The 20,806-nt window shown below is 37.4% G+C and carries 20 protein-coding genes; 3 read left to right on the plus strand and 17 right to left on the minus strand.

What is annotated here, in order from left to right; all coding sequences use genetic code 11:
- The first annotated feature begins 100 nt into the window (after positions 1-100).
- On the plus strand, positions 101-862 hold the full coding sequence (hisA, locus tag MKY13_RS12930) for a phosphoribosylformimino-5-aminoimidazole carboxamide ribotide isomerase (protein WP_339213142.1): 762 nt from the start codon (positions 101-103) through the stop codon (positions 860-862).
- A 77-nt stretch (positions 863-939) separates the two neighbouring features.
- Here hisA and MKY13_RS12935 read toward each other — a convergent pair whose 3' ends face one another.
- From MKY13_RS12935 to MKY13_RS12975, 9 genes are all read right to left on the minus strand, one after another.
- On the minus strand, positions 940-1,833 hold the full coding sequence (locus tag MKY13_RS12935; protein ID WP_191700328.1) for a manganese catalase family protein: 894 nt from the start codon (positions 1,831-1,833) through the stop codon (positions 940-942).
- A 66-nt stretch (positions 1,834-1,899) separates the two neighbouring features.
- Entirely contained in the window at positions 1,900-2,106 is a 207-nt protein-coding gene (locus tag MKY13_RS12940; RefSeq protein ID WP_225223674.1) for a YuzF family protein, read from the minus strand.
- Positions 2,107-2,176: 70 nt separating this feature from the next.
- On the minus strand, positions 2,177-2,623 hold the full coding sequence (gene dtd, locus MKY13_RS12945; protein ID WP_339213145.1) for a D-aminoacyl-tRNA deacylase: 447 nt from the start codon (positions 2,621-2,623) through the stop codon (positions 2,177-2,179).
- A gap of 21 nt (positions 2,624-2,644) precedes the next feature.
- Positions 2,645-4,840 carry a bifunctional (p)ppGpp synthetase/guanosine-3',5'-bis(diphosphate) 3'-pyrophosphohydrolase gene (locus MKY13_RS12950; RefSeq protein WP_191700331.1) on the minus strand — a complete coding sequence of 732 codons (2,196 nt, stop codon included), beginning with the start codon at positions 4,838-4,840 and terminating at the stop codon, positions 2,645-2,647.
- Positions 4,841-5,038: 198 nt separating this feature from the next.
- Positions 5,039-5,551: an adenine phosphoribosyltransferase gene (locus MKY13_RS12955; protein ID WP_191700332.1), complete on the minus strand. Its 513-nt coding sequence runs from the start codon at positions 5,549-5,551 to the stop codon at positions 5,039-5,041.
- 16 nt (positions 5,552-5,567) lie between these two features.
- Positions 5,568-7,889 (minus strand): single-stranded-DNA-specific exonuclease RecJ, encoded by a 2,322-nt coding sequence (gene recJ / locus MKY13_RS12960; protein ID WP_339213148.1) that lies wholly within the window; start codon positions 7,887-7,889, stop codon positions 5,568-5,570.
- Between the two features lie 171 nt (positions 7,890-8,060).
- Positions 8,061-8,435: a lipopolysaccharide assembly protein LapA domain-containing protein gene (locus tag MKY13_RS12965; RefSeq protein WP_339213150.1), complete on the minus strand. Its 375-nt coding sequence runs from the start codon at positions 8,433-8,435 to the stop codon at positions 8,061-8,063.
- Between the two features lie 112 nt (positions 8,436-8,547).
- Positions 8,548-10,821 (minus strand): protein translocase subunit SecDF, encoded by a 2,274-nt coding sequence (gene secDF / locus MKY13_RS12970; protein WP_339213152.1) that lies wholly within the window; start codon positions 10,819-10,821, stop codon positions 8,548-8,550.
- A 212-nt stretch (positions 10,822-11,033) separates the two neighbouring features.
- Positions 11,034-11,342 carry a post-transcriptional regulator gene (locus MKY13_RS12975; RefSeq protein ID WP_191700336.1) on the minus strand — a complete coding sequence of 103 codons (309 nt, stop codon included), beginning with the start codon at positions 11,340-11,342 and terminating at the stop codon, positions 11,034-11,036.
- A 99-nt stretch (positions 11,343-11,441) separates the two neighbouring features.
- Between MKY13_RS12975 and MKY13_RS12980 the strand changes: the two genes are divergently transcribed.
- The gene (locus MKY13_RS12980) at positions 11,442-12,944 is read left to right on the plus strand and encodes an oligosaccharide flippase family protein (protein ID WP_191700337.1); all 1,503 of its coding nucleotides are present in this window, start codon (positions 11,442-11,444) and stop codon (positions 12,942-12,944) included.
- Here the strand turns inward: MKY13_RS12980 and MKY13_RS12985 are convergent.
- The 8 genes from MKY13_RS12985 to MKY13_RS13020 all read right to left on the minus strand — a co-directional run bounded on the left by MKY13_RS12985 (position 12,924) and on the right by MKY13_RS13020 (position 20,120).
- On the minus strand, positions 12,924-13,565 hold the full coding sequence (locus tag MKY13_RS12985; protein ID WP_191700338.1) for a DUF421 domain-containing protein: 642 nt from the start codon (positions 13,563-13,565) through the stop codon (positions 12,924-12,926). The genes MKY13_RS12980 and MKY13_RS12985 overlap by 21 nt on opposite strands.
- 100 nt (positions 13,566-13,665) lie before the next feature.
- Positions 13,666-13,926 carry a preprotein translocase subunit YajC gene (gene yajC / locus MKY13_RS12990; RefSeq protein ID WP_191700339.1) on the minus strand — a complete coding sequence of 87 codons (261 nt, stop codon included), beginning with the start codon at positions 13,924-13,926 and terminating at the stop codon, positions 13,666-13,668.
- 128 nt (positions 13,927-14,054) lie between these two features.
- A complete protein-coding gene (tgt, locus tag MKY13_RS12995; protein WP_339213157.1) occupies positions 14,055-15,212 on the minus strand; it encodes a tRNA guanosine(34) transglycosylase Tgt in 1,158 nt (385 codons plus the stop codon).
- Positions 15,213-15,329: 117 nt separating this feature from the next.
- Positions 15,330-16,367 carry a tRNA preQ1(34) S-adenosylmethionine ribosyltransferase-isomerase QueA gene (queA, locus tag MKY13_RS13000; protein WP_339216937.1) on the minus strand — a complete coding sequence of 346 codons (1,038 nt, stop codon included), beginning with the start codon at positions 16,365-16,367 and terminating at the stop codon, positions 15,330-15,332.
- A 15-nt stretch (positions 16,368-16,382) separates the two neighbouring features.
- On the minus strand, positions 16,383-17,387 hold the full coding sequence (gene ruvB, locus MKY13_RS13005; protein ID WP_191700341.1) for a Holliday junction branch migration DNA helicase RuvB: 1,005 nt from the start codon (positions 17,385-17,387) through the stop codon (positions 16,383-16,385).
- A 17-nt stretch (positions 17,388-17,404) separates the two neighbouring features.
- The gene (ruvA, locus tag MKY13_RS13010) at positions 17,405-18,025 is read right to left on the minus strand and encodes a Holliday junction branch migration protein RuvA (protein ID WP_191700342.1); all 621 of its coding nucleotides are present in this window, start codon (positions 18,023-18,025) and stop codon (positions 17,405-17,407) included.
- A gap of 203 nt (positions 18,026-18,228) precedes the next feature.
- Positions 18,229-19,071, minus strand: coding sequence for a phosphotransferase (locus MKY13_RS13015; RefSeq protein WP_339213160.1), 843 nt, complete (start codon positions 19,069-19,071; stop codon positions 18,229-18,231).
- Positions 19,062-20,120, minus strand: a complete 1,059-nt coding sequence (locus MKY13_RS13020) for a LysM peptidoglycan-binding domain-containing protein (protein WP_339213162.1) — start codon at positions 20,118-20,120, stop codon at positions 19,062-19,064. The genes MKY13_RS13015 and MKY13_RS13020 overlap by 10 nt, the downstream gene beginning before the upstream one ends.
- Before the next feature lie 124 nt (positions 20,121-20,244).
- Between MKY13_RS13020 and MKY13_RS13025 the strand changes: the two genes are divergently transcribed.
- Entirely contained in the window at positions 20,245-20,772 is a 528-nt protein-coding gene (locus MKY13_RS13025; protein WP_339213164.1) for a transcription repressor NadR, read from the plus strand.
- Positions 20,773-20,806 lie beyond the last annotated feature (34 nt).

A 20,806-nucleotide genomic window follows, 5' to 3' on the forward strand; every position in this document is an offset into this window, starting at 1 on the left:
TACTATATAATGCATGACTTGTCCCGTCTGATTTTTCTATTAATTTAGCACACTAAAATGTTATGATAGGAATAGATTTCAAGAGAAAGTAGTGAAGAACATGAACTTTAGACCTTGTATTGATTTACATGACGGGAAAGTTAAGCAAATTGTCGGGAGTACGCTTGGATATGATAATAAAGAAGTCATTGAAAATTTCACATCGGATCAAGATGCCTCGTATTTCGCTTCATTATTCCAGCAAAACAAACTAACAGGCGGACATGTTATTATGCTTGGTCCTGGGAATGAGGAAGCAGCAATTCGTGCATTACATGCATATCCAAATGGACTGCAAATTGGTGGCGGCATTACTGCAGAGAATGCACAAAAATATATCGAATCCGGTGCATCACATGTCATTGTCACTTCATATATTTTTCACGATGGATTGCTTGATCTAAATCGATTGAAAAACTTAGTTGAAAAAATCGGGAAAGAACATCTAGTCATTGATTTAAGCTGCCGCAAGCGCGATGATAAATGGTATGTAGTAACAGATAAATGGACAAAATTCAGTGATTTTGAAGTAAATGCACAATCGATAAAAGACATTGAAGCATATTGCGATGAGCTGCTTATTCACGCAGTGGATGTTGAAGGAAAACGCGGAGGCATGCAGGAGGAATTAGTACGTGATTTGGCTGAATGGACAACGATTCCAACGACATATGCTGGAGGAGTTCGTTCGCTTGATGATTTAAAAAAGTTTGAAGCCATTTCAAACGGTAAATTACATGTAACGATCGGTAGTGCACTGTCCATATTCGGTGGGGATTTGGATTTCCAAACAGTTGTTAATTACTGCGAAGGCATAAGTTAATGACATCATAAAACAATAAAATAACGTGAAGAAAAGGCTGTCATAGGAAGTTGTACTTTCCCAAAACAGCCTTTATTTTATATATTGGACATGAGTCGTTTCGCAATCATCTGAAATTCTTCCGGACCGATTCCCGGAGCAAATTCTTCCGGTAATTCGTCTAAATCCGGCATTTTTGCACCCTTTGGCATTCCTTCCTCTACAATGAGGGGAGCATTCGTCCATGGATGTGGTCCTTTCCAGATTTTATTGATATCCTGATAATCTCCTACGTAATTCCACGTAAACAGTACATTTCCATATCCGCGATCTTCATACTTCCGCGCATGATCAAATACATGATTATCAAGGCTAGGTATCGGAAGCATCTTCGTTACATCCAATCCTGTTGCCATCTCAATTGCTTTTGCATAAGCAACAACATGTGTTCCGCCGCGTACTAATAAATAGCCGATCATTTCACGTGCTGTTGGATGATCAGTCATTTCATATACACGCATTTTATGAGTTCGTGCTCCACATTCCAAAAAGAAATTATGCAGTAAATCAAGCACTAAATTTCCACTTGAAAATACATATTCGCCATTCCATGGTTTCCCCATCGAATCTACAGGTAAAGATGTTTGTGCAGATGCAATAAAACTTTGTGTATTGCGCATATTTTTAGCGTTCATCATCGGAGCAAGATTCGGGTTTCCGGAAAACGTTGTATCCTTGCTTAATAAATTGATGGTAGTGGCAACGAGTTCAACATGTCCAAACTCTTCTGCTGTAATACTCGCAACTAAGTCATAAAAAGGCTTTAGTTTTTTCTTTCCTCGGAAGTTGAACGACTGATACATATAGTTATTGAGAGTCGACATCTCCCCGAATTTCCCGCCTAACAGTTCTTGTACAGCACTCGCTGCATTTGCATCACCATATTCAACTTGTGGTAAATCAATTGCTAAACGATTAACGCGTTGAAACAATAAAGCACCCCCTAATTGTCATAGTAAGCTTATGACAATTAGGGGGTGCATAGACCAAATCATACTTTATTTTTTCAAAAACGGCATAATCGATACAATTTTATCAATCCGAATATAAAACGGTGTTTGGCAAACATCAAGCACAATATAATCTGGACAGATAGCTGCTAGAACTCCTTGTTGAACTCGATTCCCATCTTGTTGTACCGCAACCATTTGACCTAAATAATTTTGAATTGCTTCCAACCAATAAGCGTTAGGAAAAGTACTCATTTGAACCAAAAAATCACTCCTTTGTATGCATACTGTACAATATGCTTTCAAGGAGTGATTCGTTCATTGATTATTTAGCTTTCGACTCAATAGTAATTGTAACTGGTCCATCATTAATAAGTGCTACATCCATCATTGCACCGAAAACGCCTGTTTCAACATGTAAGCCATGTGCTTTTAATTGTTCATTAAAAGCATTCCATAAAGGCTCAGCCTGCTCTGGTCTTGCTGCTTCCACGAAGCTCGGTCGTTTTCCTTTACGTGTATCAGCATATAAAGTAAATTGGGAAATGGATAAAATGTCGCCGCCAACTTCCAGTATAGAACGATTCATTTTCCCTTCATCATCTTCCCAAATGCGCAAATCAGCAATCTTTTTTGCCACATAGGCAATATCCTCTTCTGTATCGCTATGTGTAATGCCGACTAACAGCACATAACCTTTATCAATGGCACCAGTTTTCTGTCCGTCCACTGTTACCGAAGCCTGTTTTGAACGTTGTAGTATTACTCGCATAACATAACCTCTATCTATAAATTAATTAATTACACGTTGTACCGAATAAATATCCGGAAGCTGCTTTATTTTCTCCACTACTCGATGAAGCCCTGAAATATTTGTAATCGCTATTGTTAAATGGATCGTAGCAATCTTTTCACGATCAGCTCTACCTGTAACTGCTAAAATATTTGTTTTCGCTTCACTTACTGCGTGCATCACATCATTTAAAATACCAGGACGATCAAACGCAGAAATCTCGATATCTACCGGATAATCTTTGCGTATTTGTGTACCATCATTTTCCCATTCCACTTCAATAAGACGTTCTAAGTTGCCATCTTCCTGAATATTAGGACAATCAGCTCGGTGTACTGATACACCTCGACCTTTTGTTATAAACCCGACAATATCATCACCCGGTACCGGTGTACAACAGCGTGAAAGACGAATTAATAAATTATCAATCCCTTTAACAATAACACCAGATTCAGTACGTTTTTTAGGTGTAGGATTGTTCATGCTTTTAACGATTTTTTCGAGCGCTTCTTCCTGTTCACGCTCTTTTCGCATTTTCTCAGCTAATCGGTTAACGATTTGTTGGGCTGTAATCCCGCCGACACCAACAGCTGCATATAAATCATCTTCATGTGTATAGTTAAATTTATCAATAACGCGTTTAATATTTTCTGGAGTTAAAACTACCTTCATATCAAACTCTTGTGCTTTTATTTCTTTATCTACCAGCTCTTTACCTTTAATTACACTTTCTTCACGCACATGCTTTTTGAAAAACTGTTTTATTTTATTTTTTGCTTGGGAACTTTGGGCAATTTTAATCCAGTCACGGCTTGGCCCAAATGATTGCTTTGAAGTTAAAACTTCCACAATATCCCCTGTTTTTAATGGAGTATCAAGAGGCACCATTTTGCCGTTAACTTTTGCACCGATTGTTTTATTTCCGACTTCAGAATGGACACGATACGCAAAATCGATTGGGACAGAGCCCGCCGGAAGTTCGATAACATCCCCTAATGGCGAGAATACATAAACCATATCTGAAAATAAATCGAATTTTAATGATTCCATAAATTCTGCCGCATTTGATGATTCGTTTTGGAATTCCAGGATTTCGCGGAACCACGTTAATTTTTGGTCTATATTTTCCTTACTTCGCTCGACTGTTTTGCCTTCTTTGTATGCCCAATGTGCGGCGATACCAAATTCAGCAATTTTATGCATTTCCTTCGTACGAATCTGCACTTCCAATGGATCACCATATGGACCAATGACCGTTGTATGCAAAGATTGATATAAGTTTTGCTTTGGCATCGCAATATAATCTTTAAATCGGCCAGGCATTGGCTTCCATAATGTATGGATAATACCAATAACTGCATAACAGTCTTTAATACTATCGACCAAAATTCTTACAGCCAATAAATCATAAATTTCATTGAATTGCTTCTTTTGAAGAACCATTTTCCGATAGATGCTATATAAATGTTTTGGACGACCATAAACATCCGCCTCAATTTCAACTTCCTGAAGTTGCGAATTAATTTCATCCATTACATTGTCTAAATAGGCTTCACGCTCATCACGCTTTTTCTTCATCAAACTAACAATCCGATAATATTGCTGGGGATTTAAATAGCGTAATGCCGTATCCTCCAGCTCCCACTTCACTTTCGAAATTCCTAAACGGTGCGCTAAAGGAGCAAAAATTTCCAGTGTTTCCTGTGAAATGCGACGCTGTTTTTCAGCCGGCAAATGTTTCAATGTTCGCATATTGTGTAAACGGTCTGCCAGTTTAATTAAAATGACACGGATATCCTGAGCCATAGCGACAAACATTTTTCGATGGTTTTCTGCCTGCTGCTCTTCTTTTGACATGTATTTAATTTTCCCAAGCTTCGTTACACCATCTACAAGCTTGGCAACTTCTTCACTAAATTCATTCACTAAATCTTCACGTGTTACGTCTGTATCTTCTACGACATCATGTAAAAATCCAGCGGATACTGTTTCAGGATCCATTTGCAGTTCTGCCAAAATACCTGCTACTTGTACTGGGTGAATAATATATGGTTCTCCAGAGCTCCGGAACTGCTCTTTATGGGCTTCTTTTGCTACCTCATATGCTTTTACAACAAAGGTAACATGTTCTTCGTTCATATAAGATTTGACGAGCTCGAAAACATCTTCGGGCGCCAATATTTGTTCTTTCGCCATCATTAGTCCACCTGTTCTTTTAATTTTCGCAATAAGTATAACTTCAATTGTATAAAAGATAGCTACTAAATGTAAAGACACGCGGTCATTTAGTTTTGCAGAAAGTAGAAATTTGTAGAATTATTGAACAGCTATTAGCAATTAATTTCATTGAAAAAAACTATCTCACATAAACATGCGAGATAGTTCGATAATAAATTAATATTGAATTAATGTTTTAATCGGAACAGATCCGATTTTGTTACGACCATTTAATTCTGTAAGCTCAATAATAAATGCAGCGCCTACAACCTCGCCGCCTAATTGCTCAATTAAGCGTACAGTTGCTTCCACTGTACCACCTGTTGCAAGTAAATCATCACAGATTAAAACCTTTTGACCTGGTTTTACAGCATCGTTATGCATTGTTAACGTATCTGTTCCGTATTCCAAACCATAATCTGCAGAGATGACTTCACGAGGTAATTTACCTGGCTTACGTACTGGTGCAAAACCGATTTCTAAAGCATAAGCTACCGGACAACCGATAATAAATCCGCGCGCTTCTGGACCAACAATAATTTCTGCGCCAACTTCTTTTGCATATTTAACAATTTCATCAGTTGCATATTTGTATGCAGGACCGTTATCCATGATTGTCGTAATATCTTTAAAGCTGATGCCCTCTTTCGGCCAGTTTTCAACTGTTGTTACGTATTGTTTTAAATCCATTCTTCCTATGTCCTCCTCAAGAACTCAATCGTTCATTAAACCATTGTTTAAGCTCGCTGTATGTAGCATATACAAGCTTCTGCTCAAGCTCGATTTGTTGTGAACGCATTTTATATGACGGGGCTTCTGACAATGCTTGTTTTGGTACATTTTCATTTACTGTCGTCAGACCATTCTCTATTGTAACAAATCCTAGCTCAAAAAACACTGTTGTCATAAATTTAATTACTTCCATATTTAGGCCAATATGTTCCGACAATTTCTGGATATGCTCATTTAAGTTAAAAGCAGGACGTTTTTTTAAGAAGCCATAATACCATTTGAAATGATCTCGTGTCGGCATTCCATTAAAATAAGCAGATTGATCCGTATGGAAATGTGCATAAATCCGTTCAATCTGTACTTTATTTAGTATTTTCTCCAACAGTAAAAAGTTTTCAGGTAAATCAAGCAAAACAATATTTTTATGAAGCGTTAAGGGATTCACCTCATCTGTAAAGTGTATAATCTCTTTTGGTATCGCTTGTTCAAAGTGATCTTTCGTCTGTTTAAAAAACGCAATAAAATCCGTTTTTTCAATATTGACCTTCGCTACCCAATTGCTTGTTTGACTTTTTCCACGATAGTCATATAGTTGCCACTCATTAATACGTACATCCTGGACCATAAATTGCGGCTTTTTATTACCTTGCCACTCATTAATTTGTAAATCCCCTACTAAAGATAAAGCGATGCCATAGGATATTTCGTCATGTAAATAACCTTTATTAAAACCGATTGCATCTAATGAATTGTAAGCATCCTCCAACTCCATCTTCAAATGATTTTCAGCTGACCCAATTTTTCTAAGCGATTTTGCTTTCACATTTTGAATAGCAAAAATCGGTTTTGGAAATTCCGTACCAAAAGGCGCTAATTTACGTATTTCCTGTATTGCATCAACTGTAATTTCATTTAAATCAATAGGAACATCAATTTGCAATCTTTGTACGAGTTGCTCCTCCGATAAACATGCTTTAGCCTGTTCATTTAAACGTGTTCTCAAAGCTTCGACATGTTCAATTGGCAATGTCATACCTGCTGCCATCGGGTGTCCACCGAAATGAGGTAAAATATCGCGATTTTTCACCAGTTCATTGTACAAATGAAACCCTTCGATACTACGGGCAGAACCTTTTGCAATTTCTTTTTCATGATTAATGGAAAGAACAATAGTCGGGCGATAATATTTTTCCACTAATCGGGAAGCCACAATACCAACAACCCCGGGATTCCATCCTTCTCCAGCAACTACTAAAACAAGGGATTGTTTTAAGTCCTCATTATTTTCAATCATAGAAATTGCTTCATTGCTAATATCCTCAACTATTTTTTTGCGTTCAGTATTTTTATCATTTAACTGTTTTGCAAGGTCATTTGCCTGCAGCGGATCTTCACTCATTAAAAAATGCACACCTGGCTCTGCACTTCCTAAGCGACCGATCGCATTTAACCTAGGACCAAAATAGAATCCTACAGTTTCTTCATTAATCTCTCTTTGATTGGTTCCTGACGCCTCACACATTGCTTTTACCCAAGGGTTTGTAGACTGTTGTAACGCTTGGAGACCTCGCTGTACCAAATAGCGGTTTTCCCCGACTAGAGGTACTAAATCGGCAATCGTCCCAATTGCTACATATTCAAATAAATGATCAGGTATCTCGCCATATAAAGCATGCGCTAACTTAAAGGCTACCCCTACTCCAGCAAGCTCTCCGAATGGATAATGTCCTTCAGGTATACGTGGATGAATAATAACATTTGCATCTGGTAATACATCCCCTGGCTCATGGTGATCAGTAATGATAACATCCATCCCGAGCTCCCGAGCTACTTTCACTTGTTCGATGCCACTAATACCATTATCGACAGTTATTATTAAATTTACGCCATCTGCATATGCTTTTCGGAAAAGTTCTTCATTTGGACCATACCCATGTGTAAATCGATCAGGAATAACAAAGCTCACATCTGCCCCTATATCAAGTAAGGCATTCATTAACACGGTTGTACTAGTAATCCCGTCCGCGTCATAATCTCCATATACTAAAATCTTTTCCCCGTTCTCTAATGCATCTTCAATACGAGTAATGGCTTCTTCCATTCCCGCCATTAAAAAAGGATCATGGTACTGGCTTTCATCAATTTTTAGTATGGAGGCTGCCTGCTCTGAATTTTCACAGCCTCTTGCAATTAAAATTTTTGCTGCGATAGATGAAATATTTAATTGTGAACTTAGTTGTTTAATTAGTTGTTCATCTTGTTCCTCTATTTTCCAAACTTTTTGTGATTGTATCATATATATTCACTTCCTCATGCAGTACATTATACCGAAAATCACGTGCGTTTCCTAAAGATAATTTCGTAAAATACCATTCTAATATAGGGTTTAGAAGAGATAAATTTACACTTAAAAAAGTGCTACCCAAAAGTTTATCACTTTTAGATAGCATAACATTGAAGAATTCCATTATTTTGTCCATTCTTTATTTGTATCATATTCATCCGGAATTTCTTTTACTTTTAATGTAGATTCATCACGCTTACGTAATTCCTCTTTTAAACGTAGAATTTCAGCATCCTTTTCATTTAACAAAACACGTGTATCATCCAGCTCTTTTTTCACTAATTTTGTTTGACGCTTGCTCCCTAACATTCGAAATGCCGAAAAACAAAAGCTAATAATAAATCCGACTAACACTGATCCTAAAATCACTAAAATTAATGGCCAATTGGCTTCTCCGAAAATATAGTTTACCGGGACACTTTCTACATTTACCGTAGCAAAAATAGCGATAATAATAGCAAAAATAAGACCTACAACTAATGTCCACTGTATTTTCATAAAATGCCCTCCTTTAATGGTGTATCCATTAAATGTTATTCCTTATATCGTTTTAACCTAAACAAAAAGCATGCAACTTTGTCTTTAAACAAAATTGCATGCTTTAATACTATTATACTTGTGGCTCGTCTGAACCCCATTGTTTTTTCTCTTTTTTCACAACAGATGTACCTTTTTTATCCATTTCGCGGCATTTCAGTGAATACCAAACTTGTGCTGCGATACAGATAGAAGAATAGATACCTGTAACTAAACCAATTAATAAAGCGATTGAGAAGTTCTGAATTGAAGGAGCACCTAGGAAAATAAGCGCCAATACAACAATAATAACTGTTAAGACAGTATTGATAGAACGTCCCATCGTTTGACGAAGTGATTTATTAACGATAACTGCCAGCTCTTCTTTTGATGTAATTTTTTCTTGACGATCAATATTTTCACGAATACGGTCAAACGTTACAATTGTATCGTTAATAGAATACCCAACAATTGTTAATACTGCTGCTATAAATGTAATGTCTACTTCCAAACGTAATATACTGAAAATCACGACAATAAAGAATACATCATGCAATAATGACATAATAGCACCAAGACCCATACGCCATTCAAAGCGAACAGCTACATAAATGATTATTCCTATTGCAGCTAACGCTAAAGCATACATTGCATTTTTGGCCAGCTCTTTACCGACCGTTGCTGAAACTGTACTTAAGCTTGGCTCTTGACCAAATCTCTCATTTACCTGTGCTTTAAAGTCAAGTACCTCTTGTTGCGAGAAGTCTTCTTTATAACGCATTACAGCCATATTCTGTTCGTCGCCAGAGATGACTACATCGTTATTTTCAAACCCAATCTCATCTAAATAATCTATAACTTCCTGTTGTGTTAATGCTGTATCTGATCCAATTTCCACTCGTGTACCTTGAGAGAAATCAATGCCGAGATTCAGCTTAAATACACCAAGTACTACAATACCAACTACTAAAATGATTGTAGATAACGCGTAAAACTTTTTACGATTTCCAACAAAGTCTAGTTTATCGAATTTCGTAGTTAAATCCAATGAAGTAATTCCTTCATCTAGTGAATGTTGTTTTGATCTGTTAATCCCAAACCATGCTGGATTATTGAAGTAACCGCTGTTTACAAGCAGACCTTGCAACATACGAGAACCCCAAACAGCTGTAATAAAGGATAATAAAATTGAAATAATTAATGTTGTTGCAAAACCTTTTACAGAACTTGTACCGTAATAGAATAATACTACTGCAGCAAGCAACGTTGTTAATTGTGCATCAATAATTGCTGATAAAGATTGTTTAGAACCCATTTTGTAAGCATCTTTTACAGAATGACCAACTCGTAATTCTTCACGAATACGTTCAGCTGTTAAAATGTTCGCATCTACGGCCATCCCGATACCTAATACTATTGCGGCAATACCTGGTAATGTTAATACGGCATTAATACCGTTAAAGACGATTAACACTAAATACGTGAATACCGATAATGTAATAATGGAGATAAACCCTGGTAAACGGTAGTATAGCAGCATGAACAAGAAGATTAACAGTACGCCGACAACGCCTGCAAGTACCGTATCATTTAATGCGTCTTCACCAAACTGGGCACCAACCGATGTTGAGTATATTTCTGTTAATTTTACAGGTAAAGAACCTGCATTTAATACAGATGCAAAGTTTTTCGTTTCTTCTACTGTGAAGTTACCCGAAATCATAACATCTGTTGTATTTAAAACTTGCGTTACTGATGCAGCTGATTGATATTTCTGTTCGCCAGGCGGCTTTTGACTTTCTGTAGCGTATGAATCTACGCCCTCTTCAAAATCCAACCAAACAACTAATAGGTTATTCGGAGCACCCATGCTCATTACTTTTTGAGTAACTTCAGCAAATTTTGATGCATCTTTTAAAGTTAATGTTACGATTGGCTGATTTTGCTGGTCAAATGACGCAGCTGCGCCACCTTCCTTTAAATCAGTCCCATCGAGTAAAATATTATCGTTTACATCACGGAATGTTAAATTCGCTGTACTTGATAAAAGCTCACGGGCAGAAGCTTGATCTGCTAAACCTGCAAGCTGTACACGAATTCGGTCTTCTCCTTCAATTTGAATGCTTGGCTCACTAACCCCGAATGCATTAATACGATTGTTTAATGCAGTTGTTGTATCTGCCAATACACTCTGTGTAATGTTTTGTCCATCCACAAGAGATTCCACTTCATACAGTACTTCAAATCCACCTTGAAGGTCCAAACCAAGCTTTACGTCGTCTAAAACCTTCTCTACCGTTGTGCCCATCCCTGTAAATAGCAATGCTACTACTAGGATAAACGTAATGATACGGTTTGCTAATTTCATTAAAAAATCCTCCTCAATATCACAAGAAAAGCACTGTGATGTAAAACGTAAAAATAACTACAAAAATCTATGTATCTATAGCACAAATTTTTTATCGCTTTTTAAAAATAACATCGATACTTTAAAAAGCGCAACACTCTCATTATGAAACAGCTTGTGGAAACTGTCAAATTATTACTAGATAATTTGTTTTTATACTATCTCTTTTATCCCTATTCCTTAAGAGGATGGAATAACCCCTGAAGCTCTTCTTCCGAAAGTTTTAAATTTAATTCATTGCGTTTGAAATCGCTAATTTGCACATAATTTAGTACTTCTGAAGCGGTAGTGCCAAAAATGCCAGACGTTAACTCATGTAATCGTAAGTTCTGCACATCTTGTTTGCGCCAAACTTTGTCGACACAATATTTCCATAAATCCTGTTCTGTTAGAGCATCATATCCATAGTAATGGAATTCCTCAATTTTGTTCGTCAATATAAGCTGAACTTTTTCGTAAAGACTGAAAAATGGAATTTGCATTTCGATCACTCCTATACTTAGGTTTTAACTGCGATTAGTATTGCATACTTTATTGTATCTGAATGAAATTAAATTGAGAAGGGAGAATATTGAAGTTATTTGGGCTCATTTTTAAAAGGAACATTATTTTTAATGTTTGTCATATTCATTTCTAAATGTCTTGGGTTTATTTACAGAATGCAGTTTATGCGTATTGCTGGAGAAGAGGCTGTCGGACTTTATATGACAGCTTATCCGACCTTTATTTTTTTCATTTCTCTTATTCAATTAGGTATTCCCATTGCAATTTCTAAGCTAATTGCAGAATACTCCGCAAAAAGAAAAGTTGAACATGTTGCAACAATTATGAAAACGGCTATAAAAATTTCTGCTATTTCTATTATTTTATTTAGTCCATTCGTTTATTTTAGCATCCCGTATATTGCAAAAGTGCTATTACATAATGAAAATTTGATTTTCACACTTTATATTAGCATATTCACAATTCCTATCGTTGTATTTTCAAGCTTGATAAAAGCATATTTGCAAGGCTTAGCAAAAATTGCTCCTACTGCATGGGCACAGCTTCTTGAACAACTTGTTCGAATCGGTCTAATTGTTGTATTATTACCGTACTTTATTTCTGAATCACCTGCCATAACAGCAGCTGCAGCAATGGGTATTACAGCAATAGGTGAAATCTTTTCTTTATTATTTTTGGCTTACTTCTATAAAAGGTCCAGTAAAGCATTTAAAAAAGGCAACAGCAGCGGTTCGTTTGCAAAACCGATTTTTAATATTGCGCTTCCATCAGCAGGCAGTAAATTATTCGGAACATTTACATGGTTTTTAGAGCCGATTATATTCCTAAAAGCCCTAACTGTTTCTGGTTTAGCAGCAGGTGCTGCTACAACACTTTACGGAATTATTTCGGGTGTTCACATACCGTTGCTACTATTCCCGGCATTTATCCCAGCAGCTCTGGCAATTGTCCTCATCCCTGCAGTAAGCAGTGCCATGGCCAGCGGTAATTACACATTGGTGAATAAACGGGTGACACATTCTTTAAGACTGTCTTCATTAATTGGCTGTTTAGCCGCCTCTTTATTCTTTTTGCATGGAGATGAACTGACAATGGTTCTTTTCCATTTGGAAGAAAACCGTGGCTATATGAAAATATTGGCACCAATTTTTTATTTTTATTATATTCAAAGTCCGCTTCATTCAATTTTACAAGCAATTGATGAAGCTCAGGCTGCTATGATGAATTCCATTTATGGTGGTATTGGAAAACTTTTCATTCTGTTTTTCTTGGCATCACAGCCATCCATTCAGGAAAAAGGGGCAATTATCGCCATTGGTTTTGGCGTATTAATCACATCTTTCCTGCATATTGCTTCCATTAAGCAACAGAAGAAAATCAATGTTGGCTTTAGATTCTTTTTCCTGCCTTATGGTATTTTCATCATTACTTGTATTGCTTTGCCATTGTTCACGAAAGGCATACCGTTATTTACTAGTTGTTTCGTTACTATTGGTGTCGTAATGTTATTACTATTCATTACAAAACAAATCCGAATTAATGATTTCCATTACATCCGATCAATTTTTTCGCGCTCGTAATTGGACAAACCACTTTTCATTTTCATACGTACAATAAAAAATGTCTCTTATATTGGGATATCCATTGACTAATAATTCATGCACCAGCCATTCTTCATCTTTTCCCATTATTTTTAAATGTCTTTTATCAACATAACCATCCAATATTAATGGCAAAATAAATCCACCTTGATCTTTTTTGTAAACAGATAATTTACCGGACTGTTCCAAAAATGCATAGGCTACATCCTGTACAGAGCAGACTCCCTGTTCACGAAGCTGCTGGAGCAGATCATCTAGGTTGTATCGCTGTTTTTTCATTTCAGATTCACAAATCCAGCCATCTCTAATGACCATTGTAGGATCGCCTTCGATAAAGTCACGTAATCGTTTATTTTTTAATATAGACCAAGAGTTTAAATACTGAATTAAAAACAATAATATAATTGGTAATATTGCTTTTGAAAACTCTCTATGTATGTCATCTAGTGCAAGTGCCGCAACTTCAGCCATCAATACAAAAATCGCCAAATCAACAATGCTTAGCTCACCAACTTCACGTTTGCCCATAAGTCGAAATACAACAAGTAAAATAATATACAAAAGAACTGTTCGTATAATAATAATCATATAATCATTCATTTCGCTCACCTCTTTCCTACATTTTAGCTTGTACAAAAATGTAGGAAAGATACAAAAAGCTTGCGGAAAATTAACATTTCCGCAAGCTTTTTTCATTCGTTTAAACTGATTCTACACGACCAATTGCTTGGCGCTCAAATTTCAAACGAGTATTTCCGTCAACTAATAAATAAACAACCGTATCTTCAATTGCATCTACTTCTCCGTGTAAGCCACCTACAGTAACTACTTTATCTCCACGTTTTAAGCTATTTTGCATTGTTGCTGTTGCTTTTTGACGTTTTTGTGCTGGACGAATTAAAATGAACCACATCGCAACGAACATTACGATGATTGGTAAAAATTGTACTAAGCCTTCCATTCTTATATTGCCCCCTTTCTCTATCTCTTTCTCACTTACCTAGTATAGTATAGAATTGTTAAGTTTTGCTCAAAAAAACTCTACTTTTTCTAAAAAATTATATTAATTTTCGGATTTCGAACATATTATTAGAAGTTTTTTGCATTTGGTTTGTTATAACCATATTTTTCGAAAAATTCTTCTTTAAAATCACCTAAACGGTCTTCACGAATCGCTTGGCGTACATCTTCCATTAATTTAATTAAGAAGCGTAAGTTATGGTATGACGTTAAACGTAAACCGAATGTTTCTTCTGTACGTAATAAATGGCGTACATATGCACGTGTATAGTTTTTACATGTGTAGCAATCGCAATTTTCATCGATTGGCGTAAAGTCTTTAGCGTATTTTGCATTTTTGATGACCATACGTCCTTCAGAAGTCATGAGTGTACCATTACGTGCAATACGTGTTGGCAGTACACAGTCGAACATATCAATTCCGCGCATCGCTCCATCAATTAGAGAGTCTGGTGAACCGACACCCATTAAATAGCGTGGTTTATTTGCCGGCATCATTGGTGCAGTAAAATCTAATACTTTATTCATAATATCTTTCGGCTCGCCAACAGATAAACCGCCGATTGCATAACCTGGGAAATCAAGCTCTACTAAAGCTTCAGCAGATTTACGTCGCAACTCTTCATATTCCCCGCCTTGAATAATCCCAAATAATCCTTGCTCATCTGGACGTGCATGAGCTTCTTTACAGCGCTTTGCCCAACGCGTTGTACGATCAACAGATGCTTCCATATATTCATATGTTGCTGGGAATGGTGGACATTCATCAAATGCCATCATAATATCAGAGCCTAGATCATTTTGGATTTCCATAGCCTTTTCCGGAGATAAAAATAGCTTGTCTCCATTTAAATGATTACGGAAATAAACGCCCTCTTCTTCAATTTTACGGAACTTTGATAAAGAGAATACTTGGAAACCGCCTGAATCCGTTAAAATAGGACGGTCCCAGTTCATGAATTTGTGTAGGCCACCCGCTTCTTTTACAATATCATTTCCTGGACGAAGCCATAAATGATACGTATTAGATAAAATGATTCCTGCATTCATTTCTTTTAATTCTTCAGGACTCATCGCCTTCACGGTAGCTTGTGTACCAACGGGCATAAATGTCGGTGTTTCAAACGAGCCATGTGGTGTATGCACAATCCCTAATCGGGCACCTGTTTGAGCACAAGTTTTAATTAATTCATATCGAATTGGTAATTGGTTTGTTGTTTCTGTCATAATAAAAAATCCTCTCGTTTCTAAAGTAAGAACACTACTTCGAATGAAAACACCTACCACTGTTGTAGTAGGTGCACACAAATAATAATTGTATCGATATGTTACCTTAATTGCAAATTACTTCCCTGGACGAATGAACATTGCATCTCCAAAGCTAAAGAAACGGTACTTTTCTTCAACTGCTTTTTCGTAGGCATTCATAATTGTTTCTTTCGTAGCAAGCGCACTGACAAGCATGACTAATGTTGACTTCGGTAAGTGGAAATTCGTAATAAGACCATCAATTGCCTTATATTCAAATCCTGGATAAATAAAAATATTTGTCCATCCTTGTGATGCCACAATTTTTCCGTCATTTTTTGCTGCCACTGTTTCAAGGGTACGAGTAGAAGTAGTTCCTACCGAAATGACGTTTCCTCCTGCTTGCTTCACACGGTTAATTGCAGCTGCAGCTTCTTCCGATACACTATAAAATTCTGAATGCATATCATGGTCTTCAATGGAATCAACACTTACTGGTCGGAATGTACCCAGCCCTACATGCAATGTGATGAACACGATTTCTACACCCTTTGCTTTTATAGCTTCTAGTAAAGGCTCAGTAAAATGTAGTCCCGCTGTCGGTGCCGCTGCCGATCCACGTTCCTTTGCAAAAACTGTCTGATAACGTTCCTGGTCGTCTAACTTTTCACGGATATATGGTGGCAAAGGCATTTCCCCCAGTTTATCCAGGATTTCATAAAAAATGCCATCATACGTAAATTTAAATGTACGTCCGCCATGATCTAGTTCGCCAGTGCATGTTGCAGTCAACAGTCCATCACCAAATGTGACAACCGTTCCGACCTTTACACGCTTGGCTGGTTTAACTAGCGTTTCCCATTCATCCTCATTTGTTTGCTTTAATAGTAATAATTCTATATTGGCACCTGTGTCTGCTTTAGTCCCCATTAACCGAGCCGGCAGTACTCGTGTATCATTTAATACGAGACAATCCCCTGCTTTTAGTTCATTTAAAATATGGGCAAATGTATGATGCTCAACTTCCAATGAGTTTGGGTTAACGACCATCAAGCGGCTCGCTGTACGGTCTAATAATGGTGTTTGGGCAATTAATTCTTCTGGTAAATGAAAATCAAAATCTTCTACTTTCACGGTCATAACTTCCTTCTATTCTTTTTGTGCCGGTGGATAACCGAAATGGTCGTAGCATAGGTTTGTTGCTATTCGACCACGTGGTGTACGTTGAATAAAGCCAATTTGCAATAAAAACGGCTCATACACATCCTCAATTGTAATTCTTTCTTCTCCGATGGATGCTGCTAGCGCATCTAAACCAACAGGACCACCACCGAAACGTTCAATCATCGACTGCATCAGTTTATGATCTATATGGTCAAGTCCTCTTGGATCAACTTGTAGAAGCTCCAATGCTTGCTTCGCCAAATTGTGCGAAACAACACCGTCTGCTAATACTTGTGCATAATCACGAACTCTTTTTAATAAACGATTTGCTATTCGTGGTGTTCCACGGGCACGTCTTGCAATTTCATAGGCCGCTTGTTCATTTAATGCAACCCCAAACAATTCGCCCGATCGAATAACAATTTCCGCCAGCGACTGTTCATCATAATATTCCAGTCTCGCCAAAACACCAAAACGATCACGAAGCGGTGCAGAAAGAGCGCCTGCTCGTGTCGTCGCACCAACAAGTGTAAATGGCGGCAACTCTAAACGAATCGAACGTGCTTCTGGACCTTTTCCGACAACAATATCCAGACAGAAATCCTCCATGGCAGAATAGAGTACTTCCTCAATAGCACGTGGCAAACGATGAATTTCATCAATAAAAAGTACGTCACCTGCTTCGAGAGAACTTAAAATTGCTGCTAAATCCCCTGGTCGTTCAATCGCCGGACCGCTTGTCATTTTTACGTTTACATTCATTTCATTAGCGATAACGATAGCTAATGTTGTTTTCCCTAAACCTGGTGGACCATAAAGGAGTACATGGTCAAGACTTTCCTGACGTAGCTTAGCGGCTTCGATAAATATTTTAAGGTTTTCCTTCACTTTATCTTGACCTATGTATTGCACTAAACGCTGCGGTCTTAAAGAAAGCTCAAATTGCTCTTCGGCATCTGTTGCTTCACCTGAAAGTACACGGTCTGACATGTTATCTCACTCCTTTTTTATTTCAATTTCAACAATAGCTTTAATGCCTGTTTAATATAGGCATCTGTCGTCGTTAAACTTTCATCTTCACTTAATTGTGGTTTAACCTTATCCAGTTCCTTTTCGGAGTAGCCTAATGCCAGTAGAGCAAGCATTGCCTCCTGAAGTTCATGTTCATTTGGATTAACACCAAATAACGGCAGCTCATTTTCTGCGCTCGGTAATTCCACCGAATCAAGCAGCATATCGAGCTTTCCTTTTAAATCCAAAATCATTTGGCGTGCTGTTTTTTTACCTACACCAGGGAATCGGATTAAAAATGCTTCGTCTTCCATTTCAATTGCCTGTATTACGGAAGTAGGGTTCCCACTAGCTAAAATCGCCAGTGCACCTTTTGGACCGATACCTGATACTTGAATTAGTTTTTTAAATAATTCACGCTGCTCCAAACTATTAAATCCATATAAATTTTGTGCGTCTTCCCTTACCTGCAAGGACACAAATATTTGCTGATCGCTTGCTGAAATTCGGAATGCATATGGATTGGGAGTAAAGATCATCCAGCCAATGCCTTGTTGTTCTAATACAATATATTCTGGTGTAACTCTGGTTACTTGTCCTTTTAAATAATCATACATCGTTCATCCCTCACATTTCTCGATTTATTATAGCATACGAAAAGGTAAGTTACCGAACGTACGTTGCTTTTATTCGAGACTAACAGCCATGCGGATACCGATTTCGGTTTTATGCATTTTTAAATACAAAAAAGACTGTCCTATAAGACAGCCTTAAGTTTATCATATTCTTTATCTTGTATCACAGAATTATATGCTACAATTTAATTTTGCAAAATTTCAATTTGTTCTGCTAAAGAATCTTTGTATTTAAGCCACTCATACACAATTGATTGGATGAATGGATAGCAGGCAATTTTTTGTCGGTCGCTTAATTTGAGATAAAATAAACATTCCCTCAAAATTTCATTAGGGTAATTCAAATAATGAAGCTTCGGCTGAACAATCTGTAAATAAGGATGATCATTCATTGCCTGCTGTAAATTATATTTAGTTTGTGGCATTATGCGATGAAGCCATAAAATAATCTCATCTGATGCTTCTCCTAAAGAAGCTAAATCAAAATCAATAAGCTTTACTTCTTCACCACGTAACATCACGTTATGATGAACGACATCCCCATGTAAAATTGTTTTAGTTTCAGAAGGTACAGTCCTTTGCGCCATTGTATTTAACGCATTGGACGCATGCTTAACTAAATCGTCATAATTGTTTTTTAATAAGCGTCTTAGCTCTCTTTCATTTGCAATAAAGCGTTCGAAGCGCCTCATCCACTTCTCCGGCATTCGGTACAATGAAAGCATGCCTGTTTCATCCCAATTAATTTTTTCATTGGTTTCATGCAATTGTTGGAGCGCATAAATAGCAAAATACTGATGTTCAAACCGCTTATAATCAACACTTTTCCCATCAAACCACCGTTGTTTTAAAATATTTGGCTCTTCATTTTCTTCTACAGGAATATGATATGGGAATTGTATATTTTCAAGCTCACGATGAATCATTTTCACTTTTTGTGCAATAAATCCATCTTCATAATACTTCATAAAATAAGACCCTTTTTGTGTATCCCACTTCCAGCAATTCTCTTTTATGACTATTGACATGACTTCGGCGGTTGTGGCATCGGTTGCATTTGAGGCATCATACTTGCTGGATAAGGCATCATTTGTGGGTGACAGCAAGGGTTTTGTTGGTGCATCATATAATCAATTTCATTATAGTAATGGTTTACTAATTGCTCTTTATCCGGGCAATGTTTTCTTTTTACTGAAGACTCATCATGATGGATTGGCTGCATTTGCATATGCATTGGATGTTCCATATGCATAAATGGTTGCATTTGCGGATGCATATACATTGTTGATTCCATTGGCATATGCTGACATGATGGGCACACCGGCATTTGGTGCATATGCATTAGCGACTCCATTGGCATTCGATGACATGACGGACACACTGGCATATGATGCATTGGCATTTCCATTGGCATCCGATGACATGACGGACAAGCCGGCATTTGATGCACTGGCATTTGATGCACTGGCATTTTATGGCATGAAGGACACACTGGTATTTGAGGCATTGGCATTGGCATTGGCATTGGGTGAATAAACTGTGGCTGATGTTCGAAGACTGGTTGCTGCGGCATTGGTTGTGGTTGTGGTTGTGGTTGTGGTTGTTGCTGAATGATAATAGGTTGTTGTGGCATCATCGGTGGCATATAGACGGGTTGTGGTTGTGTAATATTGTTTTCAAATGTTGGTTGTACATGAACATTCGTTTGCCAATTTGGCATCGGCATCGGCATTGGCTGAGGAGTAGGCTGCAAGTAAATATCCCCTTGCCAAAGCGGTTTTTGTGGTTGTGGCTGCGGCATAGGTACCGGTGTTGGTGTCGGTACGGGTGCCGGCATTTGAACGGGTTGCTCTTTCACAGGCTTTGGCTGCTCCTTCACTACTTTTGGCTGTTCCTTTACAACTTGCTTCACTTCTTTTTTATGCACGGAATCTGGTAAATATATTTCCATCCCTGGAACAATATAATCAGGGTTAGCTAAATGTGCATTTAATCTTTTTAAATCTTCAAAACCAATCGCATATTGCTTTGCGATTTTCCACAAAGTATCTCCCTTTTGAACAATATGAACGCGCACATCTTTCCTCCTTTTCTCGTAATAGCATATGCATAAATTGTGCTATTGCCACAATGTTCACAGTAAGTACACTATAATTATGATAAGATGTAATGTAACTGGTATGCTAATTGAGGTGGAATTGATGAAAAAATTATTAGGCGAAGAACGCCGTCTAGAATTGCTTGCATTATTAAAGAATGCAGTACAACCGCTAACAGGTACAGAATTAGCAAAGCATACAAATGTTTCGAGACAGGTCATTGTAAATGATATGAATTTATTAAAGGCACGAAACGAGCCTATTGTCGCTACAAGCCAAGGTTATATTTATATGCATAACGTACAACAAACGCGTATACAACGTAAAATTGTCTGCATGCATAATGCAGAGGAAGCAAAAGAAGAGTTATTTATATTGGTCGATTGTGGGGTTATGGTCGAAAGCGTTATTGTCGAGCATCCGGTATACGGAGAAATTACCGCTTCGATTATGGTATCTAACCGCTTAGAAGTGGAGCATTTTGTAAAACGGGTCCAAGAAACTAATGCCCTTTATCTTTCAGCTCTTACCGATGGCACACATTTGCACGTCATTAGCTCGACTTCTGAAGAAAGCTTGAATCTAGCCGAAGAGAAATTACGTCAGCGCGGATTTTTGATTGAAAACTAAGATAAAACAGCTTATTCAGAAGACACTTGTCAAA

It is taken from the genome of Solibacillus sp. FSL W8-0372 (assembly GCF_037969735.1).
GTDB lineage: Bacteria > Bacillota > Bacilli > Bacillales_A > Planococcaceae > Solibacillus > Solibacillus faecavium.

What these genes read in the sequence shown, in the direction of transcription:
- hisA (WP_339213142.1), top strand. Translation starts at nt 101, where the DNA reads ATGAACTTTAGACCTTGTATTGATTTACATGACGGGAAAGTTAAGCAA.
- MKY13_RS12940 (WP_225223674.1), bottom strand. Translation starts at nt 2,106, where the DNA reads ATGAGTACTTTTCCTAACGCTTATTGGTTGGAAGCAATTCAAAATTAT.
- dtd (WP_339213145.1), bottom strand. Translation starts at nt 2,623, where the DNA reads ATGCGAGTAATACTACAACGTTCAAAACAGGCTTCGGTAACAGTGGAC.
- MKY13_RS12950 (WP_191700331.1), bottom strand. Translation starts at nt 4,840, where the DNA reads ATGGCGAAAGAACAAATATTGGCGCCCGAAGATGTTTTCGAGCTCGTC.
- MKY13_RS12955 (WP_191700332.1), bottom strand. Translation starts at nt 5,551, where the DNA reads ATGGATTTAAAACAATACGTAACAACAGTTGAAAACTGGCCGAAAGAG.
- recJ (WP_339213148.1), bottom strand. Translation starts at nt 7,889, where the DNA reads ATGATACAATCACAAAAAGTTTGGAAAATAGAGGAACAAGATGAACAA.
- MKY13_RS12965 (WP_339213150.1), bottom strand. Translation starts at nt 8,435, where the DNA reads ATGAAAATACAGTGGACATTAGTTGTAGGTCTTATTTTTGCTATTATT.
- secDF (WP_339213152.1), bottom strand. Translation starts at nt 10,821, where the DNA reads ATGAAATTAGCAAACCGTATCATTACGTTTATCCTAGTAGTAGCATTG.
- MKY13_RS12975 (WP_191700336.1), bottom strand. Translation starts at nt 11,342, where the DNA reads ATGCAAATTCCATTTTTCAGTCTTTACGAAAAAGTTCAGCTTATATTG.
- MKY13_RS12985 (WP_191700338.1), bottom strand. Translation starts at nt 13,565, where the DNA reads ATGAATGATTATATGATTATTATTATACGAACAGTTCTTTTGTATATT.
- yajC (WP_191700339.1), bottom strand. Translation starts at nt 13,926, where the DNA reads ATGGAAGGCTTAGTACAATTTTTACCAATCATCGTAATGTTCGTTGCG.
- tgt (WP_339213157.1), bottom strand. Translation starts at nt 15,212, where the DNA reads ATGACAGAAACAACAAACCAATTACCAATTCGATATGAATTAATTAAA.
- ruvB (WP_191700341.1), bottom strand. Translation starts at nt 17,387, where the DNA reads ATGTCAGACCGTGTACTTTCAGGTGAAGCAACAGATGCCGAAGAGCAA.
- ruvA (WP_191700342.1), bottom strand. Translation starts at nt 18,025, where the DNA reads ATGTATGATTATTTAAAAGGACAAGTAACCAGAGTTACACCAGAATAT.
- MKY13_RS13015 (WP_339213160.1), bottom strand. Translation starts at nt 19,071, where the DNA reads ATGTCAATAGTCATAAAAGAGAATTGCTGGAAGTGGGATACACAAAAA.
- MKY13_RS13025 (WP_339213164.1), top strand. Translation starts at nt 20,245, where the DNA reads ATGAAAAAATTATTAGGCGAAGAACGCCGTCTAGAATTGCTTGCATTA.